Annotated in this window: 22 protein-coding genes; 10 read left to right on the forward strand and 12 right to left on the reverse strand. The window is 48.1% G+C overall.

The window, feature by feature from the left end:
• The first annotated feature begins 243 nt into the window (after positions 1-243).
• Complete coding sequence (locus CRN95_RS05875; RefSeq protein WP_088660572.1) at positions 244-2,634, forward strand: Tex family protein; 2,391 nt, start codon at positions 244-246, stop codon at positions 2,632-2,634.
• A 157-nt stretch (positions 2,635-2,791) separates the two neighbouring features.
• Here CRN95_RS05875 and CRN95_RS05880 read toward each other — a convergent pair whose 3' ends face one another.
• Positions 2,792-2,989, reverse strand: coding sequence for a ferredoxin (locus tag CRN95_RS05880; RefSeq protein ID WP_014546849.1), 198 nt, complete (start codon positions 2,987-2,989; stop codon positions 2,792-2,794).
• 172 nt (positions 2,990-3,161) lie between these two features.
• Between CRN95_RS05880 and CRN95_RS05885 the strand changes: the two genes are divergently transcribed.
• The 5 genes from CRN95_RS05885 to CRN95_RS05905 all read left to right on the forward strand — a co-directional run bounded on the left by CRN95_RS05885 (position 3,162) and on the right by CRN95_RS05905 (position 7,981).
• A complete protein-coding gene (locus CRN95_RS05885; RefSeq protein WP_145993964.1) occupies positions 3,162-3,818 on the forward strand; it encodes a hypothetical protein in 657 nt (218 codons plus the stop codon).
• An 88-nt stretch (positions 3,819-3,906) separates the two neighbouring features.
• Positions 3,907-4,698 carry an acetylglutamate kinase gene (gene argB, locus CRN95_RS05890; RefSeq protein ID WP_097020352.1) on the forward strand — a complete coding sequence of 264 codons (792 nt, stop codon included), beginning with the start codon at positions 3,907-3,909 and terminating at the stop codon, positions 4,696-4,698.
• A complete protein-coding gene (locus CRN95_RS05895) occupies positions 4,679-5,890 on the forward strand; it encodes an aspartate aminotransferase family protein (RefSeq protein ID WP_097020353.1) in 1,212 nt (403 codons plus the stop codon). The genes argB and CRN95_RS05895 overlap by 20 nt, the downstream gene beginning before the upstream one ends.
• Positions 5,891-6,188: 298 nt before the next feature.
• Entirely contained in the window at positions 6,189-6,893 is a 705-nt protein-coding gene (locus CRN95_RS14650) for a hypothetical protein (RefSeq protein WP_145993965.1), read from the forward strand.
• 158 nt (positions 6,894-7,051) lie between these two features.
• Positions 7,052-7,981 carry an Rpn family recombination-promoting nuclease/putative transposase gene (locus tag CRN95_RS05905; protein WP_159462282.1) on the forward strand — a complete coding sequence of 310 codons (930 nt, stop codon included), beginning with the start codon at positions 7,052-7,054 and terminating at the stop codon, positions 7,979-7,981.
• A gap of 172 nt (positions 7,982-8,153) precedes the next feature.
• Here CRN95_RS05905 and CRN95_RS05910 read toward each other — a convergent pair whose 3' ends face one another.
• Positions 8,154-9,284 carry a GGDEF domain-containing protein gene (locus tag CRN95_RS05910; RefSeq protein ID WP_097020356.1) on the reverse strand — a complete coding sequence of 377 codons (1,131 nt, stop codon included), beginning with the start codon at positions 9,282-9,284 and terminating at the stop codon, positions 8,154-8,156.
• A 64-nt stretch (positions 9,285-9,348) separates the two neighbouring features.
• Between CRN95_RS05910 and CRN95_RS05915 the strand changes: the two genes are divergently transcribed.
• Positions 9,349-10,185 (forward strand): site-specific integrase, encoded by an 837-nt coding sequence (locus CRN95_RS05915; protein WP_097020357.1) that lies wholly within the window; start codon positions 9,349-9,351, stop codon positions 10,183-10,185.
• An 86-nt stretch (positions 10,186-10,271) separates the two neighbouring features.
• Here the strand turns inward: CRN95_RS05915 and CRN95_RS05920 are convergent, their stop codons facing one another.
• Positions 10,272-11,114, reverse strand: a complete 843-nt coding sequence (locus CRN95_RS05920; protein WP_097020358.1) for a hypothetical protein — start codon at positions 11,112-11,114, stop codon at positions 10,272-10,274.
• 261 nt (positions 11,115-11,375) lie between these two features.
• Positions 11,376-12,881 carry a radical SAM protein gene (locus tag CRN95_RS05925; RefSeq protein WP_097020754.1) on the reverse strand — a complete coding sequence of 502 codons (1,506 nt, stop codon included), beginning with the start codon at positions 12,879-12,881 and terminating at the stop codon, positions 11,376-11,378.
• 50 nt (positions 12,882-12,931) lie between these two features.
• Between CRN95_RS05925 and CRN95_RS05930 the strand changes: the two genes are divergently transcribed.
• Entirely contained in the window at positions 12,932-13,552 is a 621-nt protein-coding gene (locus CRN95_RS05930) for a toxin-antitoxin system YwqK family antitoxin (protein WP_097020359.1), read from the forward strand.
• 1 nt (position 13,553) lies between these two features.
• On the opposite strand, the gene CRN95_RS05935 is transcribed toward CRN95_RS05930, so the two are convergent.
• The 6 genes from CRN95_RS05935 to CRN95_RS05960 are packed head-to-tail and all read right to left on the reverse strand — an operon-like array spanning position 13,554 to position 20,220.
• Positions 13,554-14,312: a DedA family protein gene (locus CRN95_RS05935; protein ID WP_097020360.1), complete on the reverse strand. Its 759-nt coding sequence runs from the start codon at positions 14,310-14,312 to the stop codon at positions 13,554-13,556.
• A gap of 18 nt (positions 14,313-14,330) precedes the next feature.
• The gene (locus CRN95_RS05940; protein ID WP_097020361.1) at positions 14,331-15,935 is read right to left on the reverse strand and encodes a hypothetical protein; all 1,605 of its coding nucleotides are present in this window, start codon (positions 15,933-15,935) and stop codon (positions 14,331-14,333) included.
• Positions 15,936-15,942: 7 nt separating this feature from the next.
• Positions 15,943-16,572, reverse strand: coding sequence for a hypothetical protein (locus tag CRN95_RS05945; protein ID WP_088630710.1), 630 nt, complete (start codon positions 16,570-16,572; stop codon positions 15,943-15,945).
• On the reverse strand, positions 16,569-17,945 hold the full coding sequence (locus tag CRN95_RS05950) for a hypothetical protein (RefSeq protein ID WP_088630709.1): 1,377 nt from the start codon (positions 17,943-17,945) through the stop codon (positions 16,569-16,571). The genes CRN95_RS05945 and CRN95_RS05950 overlap by 4 nt, the downstream gene beginning before the upstream one ends.
• Positions 17,945-19,516, reverse strand: a complete 1,572-nt coding sequence (locus CRN95_RS05955) for a hypothetical protein (protein ID WP_088630708.1) — start codon at positions 19,514-19,516, stop codon at positions 17,945-17,947. The genes CRN95_RS05950 and CRN95_RS05955 overlap by 1 nt, the downstream gene beginning before the upstream one ends.
• Positions 19,513-20,220, reverse strand: a complete 708-nt coding sequence (locus CRN95_RS05960; RefSeq protein WP_088630707.1) for a hypothetical protein — start codon at positions 20,218-20,220, stop codon at positions 19,513-19,515. The genes CRN95_RS05955 and CRN95_RS05960 overlap by 4 nt, the downstream gene beginning before the upstream one ends.
• Positions 20,221-20,282: 62 nt before the next feature.
• Here CRN95_RS05960 and xseB point away from each other — a divergent pair, with 62 nt between their 5' ends.
• Both xseB and CRN95_RS05970 read left to right on the forward strand, forming a co-directional pair.
• Positions 20,283-20,450, forward strand: coding sequence for an exodeoxyribonuclease VII small subunit (gene xseB / locus CRN95_RS05965; RefSeq protein ID WP_235002902.1), 168 nt, complete (start codon positions 20,283-20,285; stop codon positions 20,448-20,450).
• Entirely contained in the window at positions 20,450-21,274 is an 825-nt protein-coding gene (locus CRN95_RS05970; RefSeq protein ID WP_088630706.1) for an ABC transporter ATP-binding protein, read from the forward strand. The genes xseB and CRN95_RS05970 overlap by 1 nt, the downstream gene beginning before the upstream one ends.
• 190 nt (positions 21,275-21,464) lie before the next feature.
• Here CRN95_RS05970 and CRN95_RS05975 read toward each other — a convergent pair whose 3' ends face one another.
• Together CRN95_RS05975 and CRN95_RS05980 are read right to left on the reverse strand one after the other, a co-directional pair.
• The gene (locus tag CRN95_RS05975; RefSeq protein WP_088630705.1) at positions 21,465-22,061 is read right to left on the reverse strand and encodes an ABC-type transport auxiliary lipoprotein family protein; all 597 of its coding nucleotides are present in this window, start codon (positions 22,059-22,061) and stop codon (positions 21,465-21,467) included.
• A 15-nt stretch (positions 22,062-22,076) separates the two neighbouring features.
• Positions 22,077-23,000, reverse strand: a complete 924-nt coding sequence (locus CRN95_RS05980) for an MlaD family protein (RefSeq protein ID WP_014546865.1) — start codon at positions 22,998-23,000, stop codon at positions 22,077-22,079.
• Positions 23,001-23,007 lie beyond the last annotated feature (7 nt).

A 23,007-nucleotide genomic window follows, 5' to 3' on the forward strand; every position in this document is an offset into this window, starting at 1 on the left:
GTTTTGATGCGTCACGGCCGCTTTTCTGCTGTTTCCTGACGGCTTTTTTGAGCCTTGCCCCCATGTGTCGAAAATTTGACACTTTCTTTTGCTATATTCACTAGACCCCCGAACGGGGTGTCTGGCAGCGGTGGTTGCCAGGCTTGTGTCACCGAGGGCCGTGCGGGCTGTGCTATCCAATGAGGGGTGTATGGCTCGGTGGACCCCAAATCCGGAAACGGAATCTACAAGTAGGAATCTCAAATGGATTTTTCTGCGATTATTGCCGAAGAGCTGAATCTTGAAGTGTGGCGCGTTAGTAAGGCGCTCGAACTTATGGACCAGGGGGGCACGATCCCCTTTATCGCCCGTTACCGCAAGGACCAAACGGGAACTTTGAACGAAATTGAACTCCGCGACATCAGCCACCGTCGCGACTACCTCCAGGAACTTGTGGACCGCAAGGAAACGATCCTCAAGAGCATCGAGGAACAGGGCAAGCTCACGCCGGAACTCAAGGCTCAGATTGAAGCTTGCAAGGACAAGACTCTTCTCGAAGATATTTACGCTCCGTTCAAGCCGAAGAAGCGTACTCGCGCAACGATTGCAAAGGAACTTGGTTTGGAACCGCTCGCCCGCCTGATGTGGGCTCAGGAAAATACCGGAAACACGGCAGAAGAAATTGCACGCATTTATTTGTCCGAAGAAAAGGGCCTTGCCGACCCGCGTGCCGCCCTCAAGGGTGCTGCAGACATCTTGGCCGAAGAAGTTGCAGACAACGCCGAATACCGCCAGTACCTCCGCAACAAGGTCGAAAAGACTGGCGTCATGGTTTCTAAGGTCAAGAAGGATTTCGAAAAGCAAGAAACCAAGTTCAAGGACTACTACGACTTTAGCGAACCGGTCTCCAAGATCCCGAGCCACCGTATGCTCGCTCTCCGCCGTGGCGAAAAGGAAAAGGTGCTTCGCCTCTCCATCGAAGTCCCGAACGAAGAAATGATCGGTTACCTCCAGAATCAGGTCATCAAGCACGACTCTGTCTGGAAGCCGTATCTCGAAGATATGTGCAAGGACGCTTGGGAACGCTTGCTCCAGCCGAGCATGGAAAGCGAAGTGCGCCTCCTCCTCAAGGACGCCGCCGAAGAAGAAGCTTTCAAGGTGTTCTCCAAGAACCTCCAGGACGTTTTGCTTGCCGCTCCGGCAGGCCACAAGGCAGTGCTTGCCCTCGACCCGGGTTTCCGTACGGGTTGCAAGGTCGCTGTGCTCGATAAGAACGGCAAGTTCATGGATCACGGCATCATCAAGCCGCATGAACCGTGGAACGACAAGGCCGGTGCCGCAGTTTATTTGATGAGCCTCATCGACAAGTATCAGATTGATCTCATCGCTATCGGTAACGGTACGGCAAGCCGCGAAACGGACGCTTTCTGTGGCGAAATGGCTCTCAAGTTCAAGGGCAAGGTTCCGCCGCGCGTTATCGTCTCCGAAGCTGGTGCATCTGTCTATAGCGCAAGCATGATTGCTATCGCCGAATTCCCGAAGGAAGACGTGACGACCCGTGGTGCTATTTCCATTGGCCGCCGCTTGCAGGACCCGCTCGCTGAACTTGTCAAGGTCGATCCGCAGTCCATTGGCGTGGGCCAGTACCAGCACGACGTGAACCAGCGCGAACTCAAGAAGCGTTTGGACGAAGTCGTGGAAAGCTGCGTGAACATGGTCGGTGTCGACGTGAACAGCGCTTCTGCTCCGCTCCTCTCTCACGTGGCAGGCCTCAGCAACACGCTTTCTGAAGCCATTGTGAAGTACCGCGAAGAAAACGGCGCTTATGCAAGCCGTGAAGATTTGAAGAAGGTCAAGGGCTTTGGTCCGAAGGCTTTTGAACAGGCCGCAGGATTTATGCGTATCCCGGGTGCAGAAAACCCGCTCGACGATTCCGCCGTGCATCCTGAAAACTACGCCCTCGTCGAAAAGATGGCTGAAAAGGTCGGCGTTCCGGTCAAGGAAATGGTCGGCAATGCAGACGCTGTGAAGGGCATCAAGCTCGACGAATTCCTCTCCGACGAAGTCGGTCGTGCTACTTTGGAAGATATCCTCAAGGAACTCCAGAAGCCGAGCCGCGACCCGCGTAAGGAATTCCGTTATGCTAAGTTCGATGACCGCATCAAGACCATCAACGACCTCGTGACGGGTAGCTGGATGGAAGGTGTCGTGACCAACGTTGCTAACTTCGGTGCTTTCGTGGACATCGGCGTGCATCAGGACGGTCTCGTTCACATTTCTGAAATCAGCGACAAGTATGTGACGGACGCTAAGGACGTGCTTACGGTCGGTGACGTGGTGAAGGTCCGCGTGGTTGCAGTCGATGCAAACCAGAAGCGCATCAGCCTTTCCATGAAGCAGGAACAGACGGACGGTGTTGCCGGTGCTGGCGCTAATGGTCCTCGCGGTCAGCGCGTGGGTGGCCCGCGTGGTAACTTTGGTCATCGCGATGGTGGTGCTCGCCCGCAGGGTGGCATCCAGGGTCATGCAACGATTGCCGACCTCAAGAACAAGATTGCCGGTAAGGAACGCCCGGGCTTTGCTCAGAAGAAGCCGCAGGCCGCCCAGCCTGCCAAGCTGAACGCTCTTCTTAAGTCTATGAAGAAGGGATTTTAATGGTGTCATGCCCGCCGCCGAGCGGGCATCCCCCTTTCAAAACAAACAAAAACAGCACTCGATAGAATCGAGTGCTATTTTTGTGTTCAATCTTACAAGATAAGCAAAGCTTCGTACCATCGCGGGGTTCCGCGATAACTTTGCCTAAATGCTCGAATTACGAGAACTTGATCACGCCGGCCGGGCAGCTGTCTGCAGCGTCCTTGATTTCGTTTTCGTATGCGCTGAAGTCAACGCCTTCCTTAACGACCATCTTTTCCGGAACGGAGAAGACTGCATCGCAAGTTGCTTCGCAAGCGCCGCAGGAGACGCATTCGTCGCTAGATTCATCGAGCCAAACTTTCGTAATTGCCATAAAATACCTCTTATATTGGTTAGGTTTTCCCAAAAGATATAAAAAAATTACGCTTGAAGAGTGAAAAAGTGAAAGAAAAGAGGGATTGTTTGTATTTTTTACCCAAATGCGTAAGCTTGTTTGCCTTATAATCCTTATATGCTCGTTTTCGTTTGCGGAAACGGTTCCTGTTATGGGAGCAAATGTGGAGGGCGCGCCTGTTGATTTGGAGGGCGTGCATGCTGAAACGACAAGTGAAGATTCGACGCGCTCGGTTGGAATTTTTGAACTTTACAGCCACGAAATAAAGACGTCAAAGTACATGTTTTCTTTTGGCATGGATGTGACGGCTTGGACGAATCATGCCGATTATCTAGTTGGGGTGTGGTTTGGTCAACGCATTGCAGATGGCTTGTATCTAAATTCGATGCTTTGGGGGTTGCATTTTCTTTCTGACGAGACTGATTCTTGCTCGAGAACCGGAGCTACTGCCGCTTTTCATTCCTTGTTTTTCTTGACATCTTCTGTTTCTGCAATTATAACCTATTCCGATAAGATGCTTCGTGTTTGGAGTGTTGTGGCTGCATTGCTGAACCCTACGTTGGAATTTTTCATTTGGCGCAAATACGTTCCTATTTCGATTGGAGTTGGCTACAATACAGACTGGTTTGCCTTTAGTCCGGAGCAAAGGTTTTATTTGCGAGCCCATGCCGATTTGAACGTAAATATCACTTGGGCGAGGTTTTCTGCCTCGTATTCCTATTCGTTCCTCGATACCTATGATTTGAAAAAAGGTTCCAAAAGGATTTACCTCAAAATCATCTTCGGCCCCGAGGGTCTTGGTTCTTAATTTTTTCTACATTTGCGGTAAATTTTTCGGGCTAATCCGGGCAATGGTGCTCGTTTTTCGCCTGAGAATTATGAGGACATCGTAAGCGATGAAAAAAGTGGTTGTAAAAATTGGTGGCAGCTTGGCGATCGACGAAGCCAAGTTGGCCGATTTTGTGGCGGCAGTCAGCAAGCTTCCGGCTATGGGCTGCCAAGTGGCCGTGGTGCACGGCGGTGGCAAGGACATCAACGAGAACATCTCCTTGCTCCGAGAACAACCCACATTTATCGACGGTCTCCGAGTCACGACGCCTTCTATCATGAAGATGGTCGAAATGACGCTCTCGGGTCACGTCAACAAGAAGCTCGTGCGAATGCTCCTCGAAAACAATTGCAACGCTGTCGGCCTCAGTGGCGTTGATGGCAAGTTGTTTGAAGTGGTCAAGAAGCAGGGCAAGGTGGATCTTGGCCTCGTGGGCGAAGTCAAGAAGGTCAATCCGCAGATTGTGGAAACACTTTGGTCTGCTGGCTTTGTTCCGGTCGTAAGCCCGATCTCTATCGGTCCGGACGAAAACGGCAAGGCTGTGAGCTGGAACGTGAATGCCGATACTGCCGCAAGCGAACTGGCTGTGGCACTCCACGCTGACCAGTTCGTGCTGGTGAGCGATGTCCCGGGCGTGATGGACGATACCAAGACCGTCATTCCGGAACTCACGGAAGATGCAAGCGAAGCCCTCATTGCTTCTGGCGTCATCAACGGCGGCATGATCCCGAAGGTCCGCGAAAGCTTCAAGAGCATTGAACGCGGCCTCAAGAGCATTCACATTGTCGGCTGGAAGGATGTCGACCACTTTGTAAAACAAATTAATGGAGAACTGAACTATGGCACAATCCTTGGCTAATTCCGTTTTTGAAGAAGACAAGCAGTTTATCGCCCCGCTTTATGGCAAGGCCAATATTGAATTTGTCCGTGGCGAAGGTTCTTACTTGTTCGACAAGAACGGCAAGAAGTATCTTGACTTTGTCGCTGGCATCGCCGTGAACGCTCTCGGTCACCAGAATGCTGCTATCAAGAAGGCTGTCGAAGAACAGATGGACAGCTTCTTCCACATTTCGAACCTTTATCCGAACTTCCCGCAGGTGAACCTCGCTAAGGCTCTCCTCGCTGCAACGGGTTTCGACAAGGCATTCTTCTGCAACTCCGGTACCGAAGCTAACGAAGGCTGCATCAAGTTTGCTCGTAAGTATTTCGATCGCAAGGGTGAAAAGAACCGCCAGAAGATCGTAACGTTCATCAACAGCTTCCACGGTCGTACGTTTGCAGCCCTTTCTGCAACGGGTCAGCCGGCCATCCGCGAAGGCTTTGGCTCCATGCCGGGTGACTTTGTTCACGTTCCTTGGAACGATGTGGCAGCCCTCAAGGCCGAAGTTAACAACGACACTTGCGCCATCATGCTCGAATCTCTCGCTGCCGAAGGTGGCGTGATGACCGTTTCCGATGAAATGGTCGCTGCCATCAACAGCTTGAAGAAAGAATTCGGCTGCCTCGTGATTGTCGACGAAGTCCAGGCAGGTATGGGCCGTCTCGGCACATTCCTTGGCCTCCAGAAGCATGGCATTGATGCTGACCTCGTGTCGCTTGCCAAGGCTCTTGGCGGTGGCCTCCCGCTCGGTGCAGTGCTCCTCCGCCAGAAGGTTGCTGATCAGCTCAAGGCTGGCGATCATGGCACGACGTTTGGTGGTAACCCGGTTGCTTGCGCAGTGGGTCTCGCTGTCGTGAACCAGATTGCAAAGCCGGAATTCCTCGCCAATGTCGAAGCTCGCTCCGCTCAGCTCAAGGCTGGCCTCGAAGCTATCGCCGCAAAGTTCCCGGCAGTGAAGAGCGTGCGTGGTGAAGGCCTTATTCTCGGCCTCGCTCTCGACGAATCGCTCCCGGTCGGTAACGTGATTGCTGCCGCTCGCGACGAAGGCATGATGGTCCTCAGCGCTAAGGGTAACGTTCTCCGTTTGCTCCCGCCGCTGAACGTCTCCGCGGCCGAATGCGACGAAGCGCTCGCTAAGCTTGAAAAGGCTTTTGCAACAGCTACAAAGTAAACCGCGGCGCACTTGTCATGCCCGCGAAGGCGGGCATCACCTTTTAAAAACAGCCTATGGATAAACTCCATAGGCTAATTTTTTTGCATTCTGTATGTTTATTTATGTAGTTTATACAACGATGAAATCCTCGAAGTTAATAAGCGTTTTTGTTGCAATCCTTTTGACCTTGTTTTGCGTTTCTTGTTCTAAATCGAACGAGGAACCAGTTTCTAGTTTAAAGGAGTCGGGATCTGTTTATACAAAAGACTATTTTGTTCTGCGGCCATTTCATATAGCGTTGCCCAAGGGATATTCTGTGGAAAATATTCCTCATTTTGAGTTGGGTATTTACGAGATTAAAGATTCTGTAGGGCGTAAGCTTATGACTTTCATTCAAATGACGTACTATCATGGTGCATATCCGATTTCGTTTTTGCCTCCAAAAAATCCTAATGAGTTTAGCGAGGCGGGAAGGCTTGATACGGTTGTAACTATCGATGGAGTAAAAACTAAAAAGCGACAAGTTTATATTTGGTCTGATCGAACTCCTTCAAAGCGAAAAGATTGGCAACCTCCTGAAATTGTTAAGTTTATTTATTATCCTGATCAGGTTGATTCTTCTATTTGCGAAAGTATAATCCGTTCTATGAAAATCCATAGTTATAATAAAGATTATATGTGTAGCATTTATGTGCCTGATGGAGGATCTTTAGAAGGTTCAAAAATGTCTAGAATGCGCAATACGCAGATAAAAGATGTTCAATCTCTGACAAAAGATATCGAACTGTTGCCTGCTGTATCTGCAAATCAGGACTTCTTTGAAAAGAGCGGAAAATATCTGTTTCTTGCCGATTGCTTTATGAATGATGAATACAAGGGCTCTTTCCACATCGATGAATCCTGTGAAATCGGATGGAACGGTAAATACGCTGAAAAGGAAGATATCCTTGATTTGCTAGATGCTATGGAAGATAAACAGTTTAAAGAAAAGCTCGTGAAAAAGTGCGACTTTTCGCGATGAATTTTTCTTATTGTAAAATTTCATTTCATTTCAAAAAATAGCGAAACATTTTTCCCAAAAAAGCGTGTTAATATAATGGATAGGGAGCAATTTTCTGTCTATGGCCCCGACATTATCGGGTGTTTTAACACCGGAAAAATATGGAAAACAATAGTAATGTGGCTGAAACAAAAAATAGCCATGGTGAAATGATTGGCGAAATTAAAACTTTCGAAGAATACAAAGGCGCGGGCGTTTTCGCGGATCTTCTTCTCGACAGAACTTTCAAAAAGGCTTTTAATCCCGATTCGCAAAATAAGGTTTGCCTGATTGCGCTTTTAAATGCCGTACTTGAAGGTGAAATTGCATCGCCGATTGTGGATGTGCAGTCTCGTAACAAGGAATACAGCGACGGTTCGAATGAAAATCGTACTTCAGTTTTCGACTTGCACTGCATCGATTCTGCTCAGCGAAAATTCATCATCGAAGTGCAGATTCTTTTTCAGAAAAACATTGTCAATCGTTCGATTTATTACGCCTCACAAACGATTATTGCTCAGGGAAAACGAGGTAAAAAGTACAATTACGAATTGAACCCTGTTGTTACAGTTGTGTTCATGGAATTTAATGTGTTTGCCGATGACCGCTACATTCGCCGAGCAAAGCTTCGCGAAATCAATGGGTCTTGCATTAGTGATGCGCTCAATTTTGCGTTTGTAGAACTTCCAAAGTTCAATAAGCCTCTGGACGAACTCGAAACGACGCTCGACAAGGGTCTTTACGCTCTCAAGAACATGAAAAACATGACGCAGATGCCCAAACAGTATGTGAACACGGTGTTCGAGCTCTTGTTTTCGACAGCGAAATTGGCTAAATTATCGAAAGAGGAACAGAAAATGATTGACGAAGCACAGAAAGCCAAATGGGACGAATACGCAATCCATAAAGCGGCTATTGATAGCGGTTTGCAACAAGGTCGCAATCAAAGAAATCTCGAAATTGCGAAGAAAATGCTGTTGAAAAAGAAGCCCGTTGAAGAAATTATTGAATTCACTGATCTTTCTGAAGCTGATGTTCTTGCGATTCAGGCCGATTTAGATAAAGCTTGAATTGCTCGCGCAACATTTGTCATGCCCGATCAAATCGGGCATCTCCATCTCGAAAAAATTGCAAAAAGACCTGGACTTGGTTCCAGGTCTTTTTGTATGCTTGGCGCATCGCCGCTTTCCGCGCGCATTCCCTTTGCTTTTGTTCTTCCTACTGTCTACTTCTAACTGCTTATCATCTCCCTTCCCGTGACGCCTTCTTTTGCAGGTACATCTGCCTGTCGGCGGCTGCGATGACCTCTTCTTCGGATTGCAAGCCTGTCGTGCGGACCGCAAAGCCGTAGGCGGCGCTTTCCGTAATTCCCTGAACTTGAGTTTGTTTGGATTCCTCAATGAAACGGCTTAAAAACGCTTCACATTTTGCGCGGTTGAATTTGGGAATAATCACCAAAAATTCATCCCCTCCGGTGCGGATGGCTTCGGCGTTTTCGGGGAGAATCTTCTTTAGAATCTCGGCAAAGTTTCGTATGTATTCATCACCCTTGCTGTGTCCGTAGTTGTCGTTAATTTCCTTGAGGTGGTTTAGGTCAAACATCACGTAACTGCATGGGAGCTTGCGCTTCACATCGTCGGGGTGCATCACAAGGTAGTTTCTGTTGAAAAGTCCCGTCATGGCGTCGTTGAAACTCAGCTTTTCGAACATTTTATGCGATGTGTTTTCGCTGACCTGAACACCGACAAAAAGGCAGACAATTACGAAGACCACGCTGACGATATCCACGCGGATCCCTTCGACAAACGGAGCTGCCGAGCCTGCAATAAAGGGCAGAATAAAGTAGATGATAAAGAAGGTAAAAGTCCGTAGTCCAAACTGCTTGCGGTAATAAATGATGATTCCCGTCATGAGAATGCCCCAAACGCCTGTGGCAAGCCAAGAAACGATTGTCTCGTTTGAAGTCCAGTCGCGGGTAATGTCGCCTGTAGAGATGTCTACGCCGACGTTCAGCAAAAAGTCAAGGACGCAAAGGGCGTAAATGGTGTAGTGTGTGATTTTGCTGAGTTCGCACTTTCTATTTTCGAGGAACGCGAATACGTACTGCGAAAAGTAGTAGATGCATAGCGCGCTCGAAACAAAGCTGACTAAATCGACAATTGCGTAAACTGGGGCCGAAAGTTCACCGTCGCAAAAGTGGATGATGGCGTACGTGATAATCACGCCGTGGTAGGCGATTATCATGCCTGTGAAGTTGTACTGAAGCCTGTCGTTACGCCAATGCCCGACCCAGAGGAGAACCAAAATGAGGAACAATATGGAAAGGCTGAACAAGTCTATACAGATGTTTACCGCCTGGATAATATCGTTCATGGTTCCCTCCGTAAAAACGTGTAATAAATACGTTAGCATAAATATATAAACAATTGGAGGTTTTATGCGTTTTTTGGACTGTGCGCTTGACTATTTAAAGAAAGATGCTGATGAACTTGCACCTTTGACGGTACGCACGTATTACTGGAATTTGAAGAAAATTGCGCTTTTTGAACCGGAGCTCGAATGCGATGCTGTGACTTCTGAGACGGTGCGGAATTACAAGCGCTATTTGGAAACGCTCCACAATAAAGAAGCGACTGTGGTCAAGGCACTTTCGGTGTTCCGTATTTTTTGCAACAAGATGAAGGCGGACGGAGTGATTCATGGCGACCCGTTTGAAAACGTGAAGGTGGGGCGTGCCTACTCGCGTCGTGGATTTTTGACGTTGCGTGAGCTGAAACATCTTTATTTGAGTTACATGGAGTCGCATGTCGCTTTGACGCGGGCAGAAGATGACGTGATGCGCGTGTTCCTGTTCAGCTGTTTTACGGGGCTCCGTTACGGGGACTTGCGTACGCTTGATGCCTCGGAAATTTTCGACTGGAAAATCCGTAAGCAAATGCACAAGACGGGCGAGGCGGTGTACATCCCGATTCCTGTGCAGGCGCGGCTGTTGCTCCCGAACCCGCTAACTTCTGGGCGTGTGTTCCATGTGGTGGATAATTCGACGTTCAACCGCACACTCCGTAAAGGGGCGAAAAAGCTAGGGCATTACAAGCATATCCATTGTCACCTGGCGCGGCATACATTTGCAACAACATGCATTACGATTGGAATCCCGCTACCTGCGACAAGCAAACTTCTCGGCCACCGCAACTTGGATACGACGCTTATTTACGCCAAGTACGTCGACACGTTTTTGGACAAAGAAATGAAAAAGTTTGACCGACTGAAATAAAATGTCTTCGGCTTTGTGGTCATAAAAATTGTACAAAAAAAACGGCCTGCAAAACTGCGGGCCGCTCCTGAAATTTAGAGATGCATCTAGGACGGGTCTGCGTTTTGATTTTCTACATCGCGCTGGGCAATGAGTTCTTCAGCCTTGTGATTTACGGCATTGTTATAAAGCAATGTGTGCAATTCGCGTTCGTTGTTCATTGCTGCCTTTATGAGTTTTAAATTGCAGATGATGAAGATAACCCATGAAATGGCCCCAAGAAGCAAATAGGTCACTTCATTGTTGTTGTAGAAACTCACGAAATTGCAGATGGGCATGATGATGTTGATGGCGAGGTATCCTTTCAGCATTTTGCTTGGGATGGGCTTTGCGTTGCCGCCTAGAATCGTTAACGTCTTGTTTTGACTTTTAAGCAAGTCTTTGAATATAAAATAATTCACAACAGGAATGAAATAGCATAAAACGGCTCCCCATGGCGCAAAGAAGGTCTCTGTGAACGAGCCCTGTGTTTTTTGAGCGTGGTAAATCCATACCCAGTTTTTCCAAGTGTACACGCACGTGGGTATTGCTATAAAGAGCAAAAAACCGATCAGGATAAAACCTGCCAGAAAGAATTCATTGGACAGGGGAATGTTGACTTTTTGGCCTTCAATCCCGGCATTGATGGGTTCAAAAGTTTTTATTTCTACAAGGAGTAAAAGGATGTTCAAGACAATCGTAAATTTTGTCCACGATATGACGCTCTTTCCACGATAGAGGTTGTCTAGCAGAGATTTTTCAAGTTTGGGGTCTACAAGTTTTTCAGGAGAATCCTTGTAAGAGTCGCAATAGAGTTCTGTCGGCGTGGGTTCGCAATCTTTAGGCGCATCGCACCACAGACATTTCGGCATATCGTCTTCGTATTCTCTTCCGCACTTTTTGCAAATCATAAGGCCTCTGTTACGGGAAAATTTGTTTGTGAAAAAATAACAAAAATGTGTACAAGAATCTCGCAAAAAAAACGGCCCGCTTATTTGCGGGTCGCTTTTGAAATTTAACTGGATTCTTCGAGGCTATTCGCCTCTCAGAATGACGTATGATTCCAAGGAAAGGAGTCTAGAGGGAAACCTCGGGTTTCCCTTTACGACTTATCAAAACATTCCTAGCCGCAGTAAAGGATAGGAGTCTAGGGGAAAAACTTAGGTTTTCCCCTACGTCTTATTAGTCGGAGCCTGTCTTGCGACCGGGGCGAGTTCTCCATGCTTTCTGAACAGGTGCTTCACGAGCGTGCCGAATCCACGGAGAACGCGGTAACGTTCACGCGGGTTCTTGATCGCCATGATGCCCTGACGGATGATGTAGCTAGGACGCAGGTAGAATTCACGGCGGGCCTTGTCGCAGAAGTCCACGAGAGCCTGGCTTGTGAGTTCGCCGCGCTGGATTGTGGTACGGTGGAAGCCGTCCTTGTCGAGCCACTGGCTGTAATCCTTCGACTTCAAAGCGCCGCTGGCGAGAGCTTCCTTGTAAGCTTCGGTGCCTGGGTATGCCATGATGGGGTAGAACTGGGCTGTGTTCGGGTTCAGCTTCTTGGCGTAGTCGAGCGTCATGCGGAGCGTTTCCGGCGTGTCGCCCGGGTTACCGACCATGAAGCAACCGTGAACGAGGAGTCCTGCCTTGCGGGCATTCTTCGTAAATTCAATTGCCTTGTCGGTGTTCTTCACGCCCTTGTGGATCTTTTCGAGAACCTCGGGGGAGGCACTTTCGAAGCCCACGCACATTTCGCGGCCACCGGCCTTCTTCATGAGCTTGAGCAAGTCGAGCGGCACATCGGCGCGGGCGTTGCAGCTCCACGTAATCTTGAGACCGCGTTCGAGAATCAAGTTGCAAATCTGGCGCACGTGTTCGTGGCTTGCCGTAAACGTATCGTCTTCAAAGAACACTTCGCCTAAATCTTCGAAGTTTTCCTTGATGTACTGGAGTTCGTCGACAACGTCCTTCGGATCGCGGCGGCGGAACTTGTGACCGTTGAGCGTCTGCGGAATCACGCAGTAGCTGCAGTGGTTCGGGCAACCACGACCAGACAAAATCACGATAAGCGGGTTCAGGTTTGCACCGTAGAAATACTTCTTGTAGCAGCTGTAAAGGTGCTTGCGGTAGACCTTCGAGACCCACGGGATTTCGTTCAGGTTTTCAATCTTCGGACCTTCGGGCTGGAAGTCCACCTTGCCTTCGGCGGTGCGGTAGGCAAGGCCTGCAAACTGACCAACAGGAGCGCCGTCGCCACGGAGGGCGCGGACGAGGTTCCTACAGGTGTAGTCGGCTTCGCCAATCACCACGTAGTCCAAAGACGGTTCCATTTCCATGGATTCGAGCGGCTCTGCGGTCGCGTGCGTACCCATGATGGCAACCTTTACGTTCGGCAAAGTTTCCTTGATCGCATGGACGACCTTGAGGTCGTTCAAAATACTCGGGGTGCTAGTGCTGCAAATAACGAGTTCCGGACCGAACTTCTTGATGCCTTCGAGCGTCTGGGACAAGTCGAGTTCCATGGCGGGGCTGTCAATCAGCTGGATTTCGTTACCGTCGGCTTCACAAACGCCGGCAGCATAGCTCAAAAACATGGGCCAGTAAAGCGTACTGGACTTCGTAACACACGGGGATCTAGATTCCCGACTGAACATCGGGTGGAAGGGGGGATTTAAAAAAGTAACGTTCATGACCGTCACAAAATACATAATCTAAAAGGATAATGCTACATTATAATGCGATGGAAAAGCGTTTTTTTACAATTTTGGCGTGTATAGTGATTGGGGGCACGGTAATATCGGCCTCTGCGGCGCCAAAGCCTGCCAATATGGCGCTAGATACGGTCCGCACGACGTATGAGAATGGTCAATTGGCCCGAATTTACACGGTCAAAAAGGGTACTGATGTTCGCGAAGGGATGGCTCTTTCGTACCATCCGAACGGAAAAATAGCCGTTGAAGCCCCGTATAGGGATGGCAAGTTAGATGGGGTTTTACGTTCATATGATGAGAACGGAACGCTACACGAGACCGTCGGCTACCTAGATGGTGAAGAAGAAGGCTTTAGCATTGTCTATTACGAAAACGGCAAAAAGAAAAGCCGCGAGACGTATCGTCGCGGCGAGCTAAATGGCATGATGGAATCTTGGGATGAAAACGGTAAGCTCCGTCGCCAAATTCCCTATGTCAATGGCCAAATTCATGGCGTCGTGAAGTTCTACGACGAAATGGGCAATATTCACGAAGACGTTCGTTTCGAACGAGGGCTTCGCCATGGACCGTACCACCGCTACACCTTTGGCAAGGTCACTCTAGAAGCGGAATTCCAGAATAACCGCTGCGTCAAAAATTGCAATTTCTAGTCTATTGCTTTTTCTTTGGCTTCATGGCATTCCAGACCATGTAACCGATGAAGAGCACACCGAAGCCAAGCAATGCGATGGCGAGTTCGGAGTTGTACTTCTCGATAATGTCCTTTTGTCCGTGGGCAAAGTAACCAAGCAGTGCGAGGACGCAGTTCCAGATGGCGGCGCCGAGGAACGTGTAAAGCGTGAACGGAGCGAGTTTCATCTTTGCAAGGCCTGCCGGAATCGAAATCAGCTGGCGGATGACCGTGATGAGGCGGCCGACAAATGTCGAAATGGCGCCATGTTCACGGAAGTAGTTTTCGGCTTTTTCAACCTTTTCGACATCGAGCAGCAAGAAGTGTCCGAGACGGCTATCGGCGAACTTGTAGATAATCGGGCGACCGAGAATCTTGGCAAGGAAGTAGTTGACGTATGCGCCGATGAGTGCGCCAAGCGTTGCAAAGAACACGATGAGTGCGATGTTGAGACCCGAACCCGGCTGTAAAGCCTTGTAAGCGGCGGGCGGTACGACAAGTTCAGACGGGAACGGAATAAACGAGCTTTCAATCGCCATCAAAAGCGTAATTGTTCCGTAGTTCAAGTTTTCGTTGTACCAGTCGATAATCTGATTGTAAATGCCTGTCGATTTTGCGGTATCGGCGGCGGTGCTTGCGACAGCACTTGCAGCGTCTACAGAAACGATATCGTCCGCGAATGTAAATGCAGTAAAGAGGAGAGCTAAAGCTATTGTTGTTTTAAGGATAGAATTTTTCATTGGGGCAAATTTAGAAAATTAAAAATAGAAGTAAAGTCCGACGCCGAGGAGGGCGGCGCCTGTACCTAACAAAATGCTACCCGCGATGGCCTTGTTGTCGCCCTGGTCTACAAGCTTCTTGTTCTTTTTGACTTTGTCCTGATAATTCTTGCCTTTTGCAGATCCTGGAATTTTAAGGTCTGACTTGATGTCTTCGGCATCGCTGTAGTCCAAATGAGCAAAGTACATGAGCAAAGACCCGATGAGGATTGTTCCTGCGGCGCCTCCGATAAAGGCTTCGCCAATCGTTTGCATCTTTTTGTCGTGCAGCCACTTGTTCTGTTTCTCGATTTCATCGAAGTCCGTTAATTTTTCTAGGTCAACGCTCAAGTCGATTTGCGAGACGGGGGCCACATAGAAATTGATGAGCGTATCTCGATAACCCGCTTTGCGGATCAGGAGGCTGTCGGTGCCCATGTTGTACACCGGAATTTTTTCTGGAGTCTTGGCGATGGCTTTGGAGCGCTTTGTAATTGGAGCGCCAGCCTTATAGACGCTTGCACCTTCTGGGAATGTCAGTATCCTGATTTCAGGTGTGACGCGCTTGAGCTTGAGCGAAACGTGGACCGTGTCGCCCGGGAGCGGTGTGATATTTGTGCTTGCGCCCCAAAGGTGCCTATCGACGTTCCAGTAAGCATGGACGGTAAACTTTGTAGTGTCCGACGTGACGAATGTGCAGGGCGATTTGCATATGGCGTCTTTTTCAGAGCGAGAAATCGTAGCGCCATCGGGGTCTGTTTCGATGTGAATGTAAGTCCTGTTTTTCTTGGTCTTGATGGTTTCCTTGCCTTGGGCGTCTAGCAACTGGTTCTTTAATTTGTTGTTCGTAATGGCGTCGCCAAAAGCAGATGCTCTTGAAACGTTTACGCTAGACCTATGCAAAATCGGGAGAGAATCTTCATAGAAGGCGTGGGTGAGGTTTAACGTCAGACTGTCCGTCTTGATATTCTGGACAATTTCACCAAAGTAAATAGATCTAAAACCATGCGCGGCCAGTTCGTTTTGAATGCAGATATTGTCGTCGCAGTTGCTGATGTCGCTTTTGCGAATTACTTGCGGCTTTTCGCCGGCTTCCATGAGCAATCGCGCGGTAAGGCCTGTAAACTGGTCGGCGATGGAGGGCTCGATACCTTTTGCAGTGTATGCAACAAGTATTGTTTTGATGGGTTGCGGTGTCGGCTTTTCTATTTCTTCTGTTTTTGGGGCTGCTTCTAAGGAATCTTGAGCCTGTGATTCAATCGGCGCTTGGGCTTCTGAACTGGACGATGAAATTGCGGCTTGCTTTGTATCTACTTTTGTACTCGAAGAACTTGCGACGGTGTCCGTTGCCTGTGGCTTGGACGTTTCGTTCAGCAAATCGTTTCCTTTTTCGTCTACGATTTTCTTGAATTGCTTCTTCGCAATTTTGACAACAGTAAACTTGTTCTGGATGTAACCGCCAAGGCTTACAGTATCGTTTTCGATGCCTAGGAACTTAGCTCGTTGATGCGTGCCAGACATAAGTTCTACATCGACAAACACTCCTTCGGGTTCTGCGAAGGCGGCTGTTAGGGCGAATACGAGGAGTAAGAAAATCTTTTTCATATTTTACCTAGAATGAAAGGACGAAGCCTGCGGTAAGGAATGCTAGACCTGTTGCGAAAAATACTTTCGAAACCGTTTTGGAAGTCTCGGCTCTGTTTTTGTGATTCTTGAAATCTTCCATGTGGCGCTCGTATTTTTCGGTTCTGAAATGCGTTTTTTCCATTGCCTTTTTGTGGTCTTCCGCTTTACTGATGTTGTAAAGCGAGACTATTGCAGAAATCCCGCTAATGGTAAAGGGTGCAATAGATGCCCACTTAAGATACCCGCCAAAAATGCGCCTGTTTCTGTGCTTTAGCAAATCTTGGTTGTGTACAAGAATGTCATCATCATAAGTTTGGCGGAGTGCCACGATGATGAACGACGTATCGTTTGCGGCAAGCGCAATGTTTATTGTCGTATCTGCATAATCGGGGTGGAAAAATGAAACGATTACGCTGTCCTTGCCTTCGGGAACCGGTATAAATGCAGGAGATGTGTAATCGGGCTTGCTTGCAAAATCAGGAAGAACTTTGCCTACATACAGGTCAACGGTTGATGGGTTCGTTGAAACTTGTAAATAGCGCGTTTTCTGTGCAAAAACGTTGCCGCAAAGTGCAAATAATAAAACGATTATGGCAAGGGAGGTCTTCTGGATCATTCGTTGTCCTCCATTCTTGCATAAGGCCCAGATATTGATGTCCCGGTTTTGTTGACTTTGATTTTCCAGTAAACTTCGGGGACTTTGTTGCGGGCGTAATCTTCGGCGCTTATGATGAGATTGCACTCTTTTTGGCATGTGTTTTCGAAAGAGAGGATGTTGTCCTCGAATTTTGTTTCAAGCGTGTCGCCGTTCATGACGGCTTGGACTTTCGAGGCGTTGATTCCTGAACCGTTGTCGAGTATGTAAAAACGTATAGCTGAAATGGTATGTAATTCAGTTTCGACAGGAATCATGTTGGGCTTGGTTCTGTCGCGCAAGAACAATGTGTCTGTGATGGTCTTTGTACTTGGAGCAAGATCAACGATGATGGAATCACAACCGTATTCCTTGCGAATGTCATCGCATACGAGGACTTTCAGGTTTGATTGCGGGGGGAGCGTTTCCTGGATGATTGAGTTTGATGTCGACATGGCCGAAAGCGTGTCGCCTGCAGACGAAATGAATATTCCCGTCAGCTGGAATTTTTCAGGGAATTGGCTGTATAGGCACGAAACAGGAATTTGGATGATGGCATCGCCTTCGTTATGCAACTTTGTCGAAAAACTGAAAATGTCGCTGAATGCCTGGTCGTTATATCCTTCTTTGCTTTCGGTTGTCGCCTTTATGCCCCAGTATATCGTGGTATTGTTTGTACTCTTGCTTGAAGAATCGATCACATTGTTTTTATAAAGATCAAGCTTGCCTGTCAGATTGATGCTTTGGAAACAATCTGCTTTGCCGAGAGGTGAATTCCAGACGGAGTTGATGTCGTAACCTGCATAGAGAATGCATGATGCAGTTTCCCAGGAATCTACGCCATAAACGCTCCAGGCGAGTTCAAGGCCATCTTCATTATCGCCGTCGACTTGATTGTAATTGTTCGCTGGAGAAAGCAGTGTAACTTTGGCTGGTGTATTGACGTAAATTTTGGCGTGCGAAATCAACGTGTCGCCTAGATGGTCGACCGTTTCAAACGTTACGTTATGTATGCCTGCGTTGCTAAAACTGTAGTAGACCGACGATCCATGATTTTCTTCATTATCGATGGTCCATTTGTGCGTGTTGTAGTAAGGCATCGCCTTTTCAGTCGATACATATTTGCCGTCGATAGAATAAACGCCACAGATGCGAATTTTTTCGTTGACGTTGACGTAGAATTCATCCGAAGTATAGCTGCGGTTATAAGGTTCTCCGGTGTATCCTTCGGGAACGATGAATATGGACTGCGTGATTGTGGAAATGTCCGAAGAGCTTATTTCGGAATCAGAACATGCTGCCATCCAGAATGCTGCCGGAATGACTAACGAAAGCGAGAAAAATTTACGATTCATTAGTTTTCCTCCTTTTTCGTTGCAGCATCCTTAACGTACAGTTTCCAAGCCTTGCTTTGTCTTATGCCGTTCTGGTAGATGACGGTAGACTCTATCGTTTGTTCTTCATCAAATAAGCTTGCTTCAAGTTCTGCGGAAAAATGCCCTGTGTTATTTGTGCTCGGGACAGAAATGATGGTCTCGTTTTTGGTGAGGTTGAACAATTTTAGGGAATCGACTTTAAAACCATACGGATTCCTATCGTAGATGAACATGGTGATAATCCCATCTTTATCAATGGTGGTATCGTCATTTGCCTGGAACCAGAGCGTACTTGGCCTAATGTAGAAGTATTTTGCGGTTCCGTTGTTGCTACCGTCAACTGCCGAAACGGAGAGAATGCGGTATGCCCAGCTCTTGTCCGTTTCTTTAAGGACGACCGTTAAGATGCTGTCGTTGTAGAAATGGTTTGCGACGAGTTCATCTTCGAGGCGGACTATAATGTTTTGGTTTGAGATGGCCTTGCTACCGTCTTTGACGACAAATCGGAGCGTGTCTTCAAAAACAATCGTGTCGAGCTTGCTGATGGAATAAATGGTAGGTGGAATGGAATCGATTAATGTTAGTCTTTTTGTTGTTGTAACGAATCCGTCGTTTATTTTTACGTCTTGCTGGATTGTGCCGAAGTCGGGGTAATCTGTTTTGATTGTCAAATTGTAATTCCCGGAAGGTATGGCTCCAAGGGAAATTTCGTTGTTTGATCTAGACAGATTGAATTTGTAGCTGAACTGCTTGTCCGTCTTGTTTTTTAGCGTTAAACGGATTGGAATAGAGGTGGCTTGGCCAATGTCAATGGTTGCCTGTAGTGAGCCTTCTCCTGGAATTCCTTTTGTGTAAAAGAAACTTTCGATGGATTCTGCGGATGCAAAGTTATATTCGTTAAAGGCTTGAACGGTCCAGTTATATTTTGTAAAAGGATTTAATTTGTTGTGAAGTGTGAAATGGGGCTCGCTTAAGATGGTGTCGATTGTTGAAAAATTTGTTTCGGTATTTGCAAATTTTTGCTCGCTCAATGTAAAGTGGTAGTGGTGCTTGAGGTCAATGCCTTCTGTTTTTGCACTCCATGTAAAGTAAACCGTTTCGTTTGGGTCTATGGCTTGCGTCCCCTCTGCCGGGATGAAGGCGCTATCGTTTAATGTCGGGTGCCCTGCTACCCAGACGTCCACGGAATCGTAGTGCATGTCGCCAAAATGGTCTTTTAAGACAAATGTGAATTTATGATGGCCTGGCTCTTCGATTTGCTTTTTGAAGTTGTAATCGGAGGAACAATATTTGCCATCCATAAGCCATTGGTAGTTCTGGAGCTTTATGACTTTGCTAGGTGTAATTCTCGTTAAGAAGTAGACGGTGTCGGTAATGAGAAACGTGTCTGCCTTAGTTAAAGGAGTTGTCTCGATAATCGATCTCGAAACGGATGCTTCGACCTTTATCTCTGATGTATCCGCTTCGTTAAAAATGTAATCGTCTGTGTTGAAGCAGGACTGGAGCAGGTAGGCAATTGCTGCAACGGCGAATGATTTTATGAATTTCATTTTGCCTCCAGCGTGTCGACGACGTAAAATTTTTTGTAGGCTAGCGTATCCGAATCGTTATAGAGATCTCTGACGATTATGCGGAATATGTGCTCGCCTGGTTTGAAGCCGGATTGCTTGACTTGCTGGAGCGTTCCGACTTCGTATGGCTTTCCATCAATTTCAAGAGTATGGAAAAGTGTATCGCCGTTGGAATAGTCCATGTCGAAGCTATACCATTCAAAAAGAAATGCCGATTCTTTTGTGCCGTAGAGTGTGTCGCCGTCAGCAGGGATGGTTGAATCCGAAAGAACCGGAGCTGTGTTGATGATAATCGTGAAATCAAACACGAGTTTGTTGTCGTCGCCGTCGGTTACGATAAGCTTGTTGGGGATGTTCTTGTCTGAGCGGGTGGGGTAAAATGAATATTGCTGGCCTCGTTTGAGGAGTTCTTTTTGACCATCGGTTTCATAAAACCATTCGTAGGTCATTTCATCTTCAATTTTTTTTGGCGTGATGGATGCTGTAATCGTTGCCGTATCTGATGGGTTCACCTTGAGCGTTGTCGAGTAGTCGTTATGGCTTTGCTTGACCATGACGATGATGGATTCTACAGGGCGTATGTCTTTGGGATAGTCCGGTGCATCAAGACACCCGACAAGAAATAGGCCTAAAAAGGTGAAGACTATAAAAAACGGTAAAATGGAACGATTGAACAAATTCATTTGGTATAAATCTAACTATATTCGTGAACATGAGTGCGCAAAATTTTGAATATAAAAACGCAATGGAGCGTTTAGAGGAAATTCTCTCGAAAATCGACAATTCCGAGATGGAAATTGATGAACTTGCTGTAGAGGTTCAAGAGGCTACGCAGCTTTTGCGCAAATGCCGCCAGATTTTGATTGCGACTGAAAAGAACGTTCAGGACGCCCTTGCTGAATTGGATGGTTGATGAATACCGAAAATTTTGATAAAACGGTGCCTGCCATCGAGGTAAACGGGCTTACGGTCAAGTTCCCGATTCGCGGGGGCGTTTTTAGCAAGGTCAAGGATTATTTCACTGCCGTAGATAACGTTTCGTTCACGCTCCCGCAAGGCAAGATTCTTTCGATTGTGGGGGAGTCTGGCTGCGGAAAGTCGACTCTCGTGAAGTCTTTAGTTGGGCTTGTGCCGGTTTCTAGCGGTAAGGTTAATTTGTTTGGACTACCGGTGAACGGCGGCAAGGCCGGAACCGGAAAAGATTTTGTACGCGTCTCGGACCTGGTGCAGATGATTTTCCAGGATCCGTTCAGCAGCTTGAACCCGCGACAGACGGTGACGGAAATCTTGACGGCGCCTGTGATTGCTCGTGGCGTTCCGTATGACGAGGCTTGCGCCCGTGCGGTAGAGCTTTTGAAACGTGTTTCGCTCCCGGCAGGGGCAATGGACAAGTTCCCGCATGAATTCTCGGGCGGTCAGCGCCAGCGCTTGTGCATTGCGCGCAGCTTGATGGTGCGCCCAAAGGTATTGCTCTGTGACGAAGTGACGAGTGCATTGGACGTGTCCGTGCAGGCGCAAATTTTGCATTTGCTCGACGATTTGCGTAATGAACTCGGGCTCAGCATCCTCTTTATCAGCCACGATATGCAGGTGGTCCGTGCTTTGAGCGACGAAGTTCTGGTCATGTACTTTGGGCATGCCGTAGAGCACGGCCCCGCCGATATCGTCCTCACGAATCCGCAAAACGATTACACGAAAAAATTGCTCGCAAGCGTCCCGACTATTAGACGGGAATAAAAAAAGCCCACTGTGTGGGCTTAATTGCACTCGTCATTCTGAGTCCTTTAGGACGAAGAAAACTCAGAAGGCGAGTGTTGCGGCCATGCTTGCATGGGCATAACCGAGCCAAAGAGTTGGGGGCAGTCCCCATCCAGTTAAATAATGCTCTGGATCCTTCGGGGAGAACCCCTCAGGATGACGTAAAACGTCACTTCACTTTCGAGATGTTCTCGAGTGCGTCTTGCATATATTTGGCGTAGAGCTTCGAGAGCGCTTCGGCTGCAGAATGTGCATCGCGCTTGCTCATGCTCTGGCGTTCGTCGTAACGCTTTTCCCACAGCGGAGCATCTTCACCGACCTTGCGGAACGTGAGCTGCACGGCGAGGTGAGCTTCTTGCGAGCTGCCTTCGTCGATTTCTTCAATCGCATCGACATTGCCAAGCAATTCAAAGTCTGGCTTGCCCATCGGCTTCAAGTCCACGGACTTGAACATGTTGCTCTTGATCAGGTATTCGCCTGCAACCTGCGTGAGCATCTGTTCCGGGCGAGTTGCCCAAAGGTCCAGATCGTAGAACATGAAGTCGTACGGAGATTCGCGATAGACAATGTTCGTGCGCTGGTAGGCCGGGTCAATCGTAAATTTCTTGACGTGTACGCGGGTATCGCTAGTAGCGCCTGCGACGGAGATGGATTCTGCCGAAACGGTGTAATAGCGGGAAGGTTCGGTCGAACCGCCGAGGCAACCCGTAAGCGTGAATGCGGAAAGGAGGGCGGCGACTGCCAACAAACGATTTGCTTTAAACATCTTGGTTTCTCCTTTTTAGCGACCGTTCTTGCCTTCGGAACGGATAAGTACAGACGGGTTGTTCTTGATTTTCTGTGAAAATTCTTCGAGGTTTTCAAGAATCGTGTTGAGTTCATCCATGGCATTTCCGACCTGGTCTTCGTTCTTGTAAACGATTGCATCCACGCGCTGGGCGAGCTTGTTCATCGATTCGGCGGTCTGCATCAAGTTCTCGTTCAAACCCTTGGTGTCGATCGCTTCGAGCTTTTCCTTGAGCACTGTAAGATTTTGTTCGGTCTTGGCGGCGAGCTTTGCTTCTTCGATTTCTGCAAGAATCTTCTGCAGCGAAGCGGCGGATTTGCTCATGTTGTTGAGCGGCTTTCCGAGATTGGCCGTTATGTAGCTCAAGTTTGCGGTCGTCTTTTCGAGATTCTGGAGTGTGCGAGAAATGCTTTCGGCGTTTTCTGGATTCAGCACACGGACCAGCCCGTCTACAATCGGATTGACTTTGCCAAAGAGGTCGCCCATTTGGCCTGTAATCTGGTCGAACATTGAGGCTGCAGCCGGGACGAGGCCGCCTTCAGGAACGTTCGGTTCATTGAAACTTCCGCCAGAGAGGATCACCTGCTTTTCGCCGGTGAGGTTCATGCCTGCGGTAAGTCCTGCACGAGTGCCAATCTTGATTGGTGTTCCTTGCGTTACCTTGAACGCAACGACGACCTGGTTCAAGTCCTGTTCGTTGATTGTGATGCTTGTGACGCTACCGACGGAGATACCGTTCAACTTCACCTTGGCATCGACAAAAAGTCCGTTCACGTCCGTGTCGAAAATGGTGTAGTAGTTGTCAAATTGCTCGCTCAGGTAACGCTTGAGCACGTAACCCAGGAACACGCAAATAAGTACTCCGCAAAAGAGCATAAATGCGCCAAGTTTTATTCTTTCGGATCGGGTGGTTTCCATTATTTCT

This window comes from Fibrobacter sp. UWB16 (genome assembly GCF_900215325.1).
Classification (GTDB): Bacteria; Fibrobacterota; Fibrobacteria; order Fibrobacterales; family Fibrobacteraceae; genus Fibrobacter.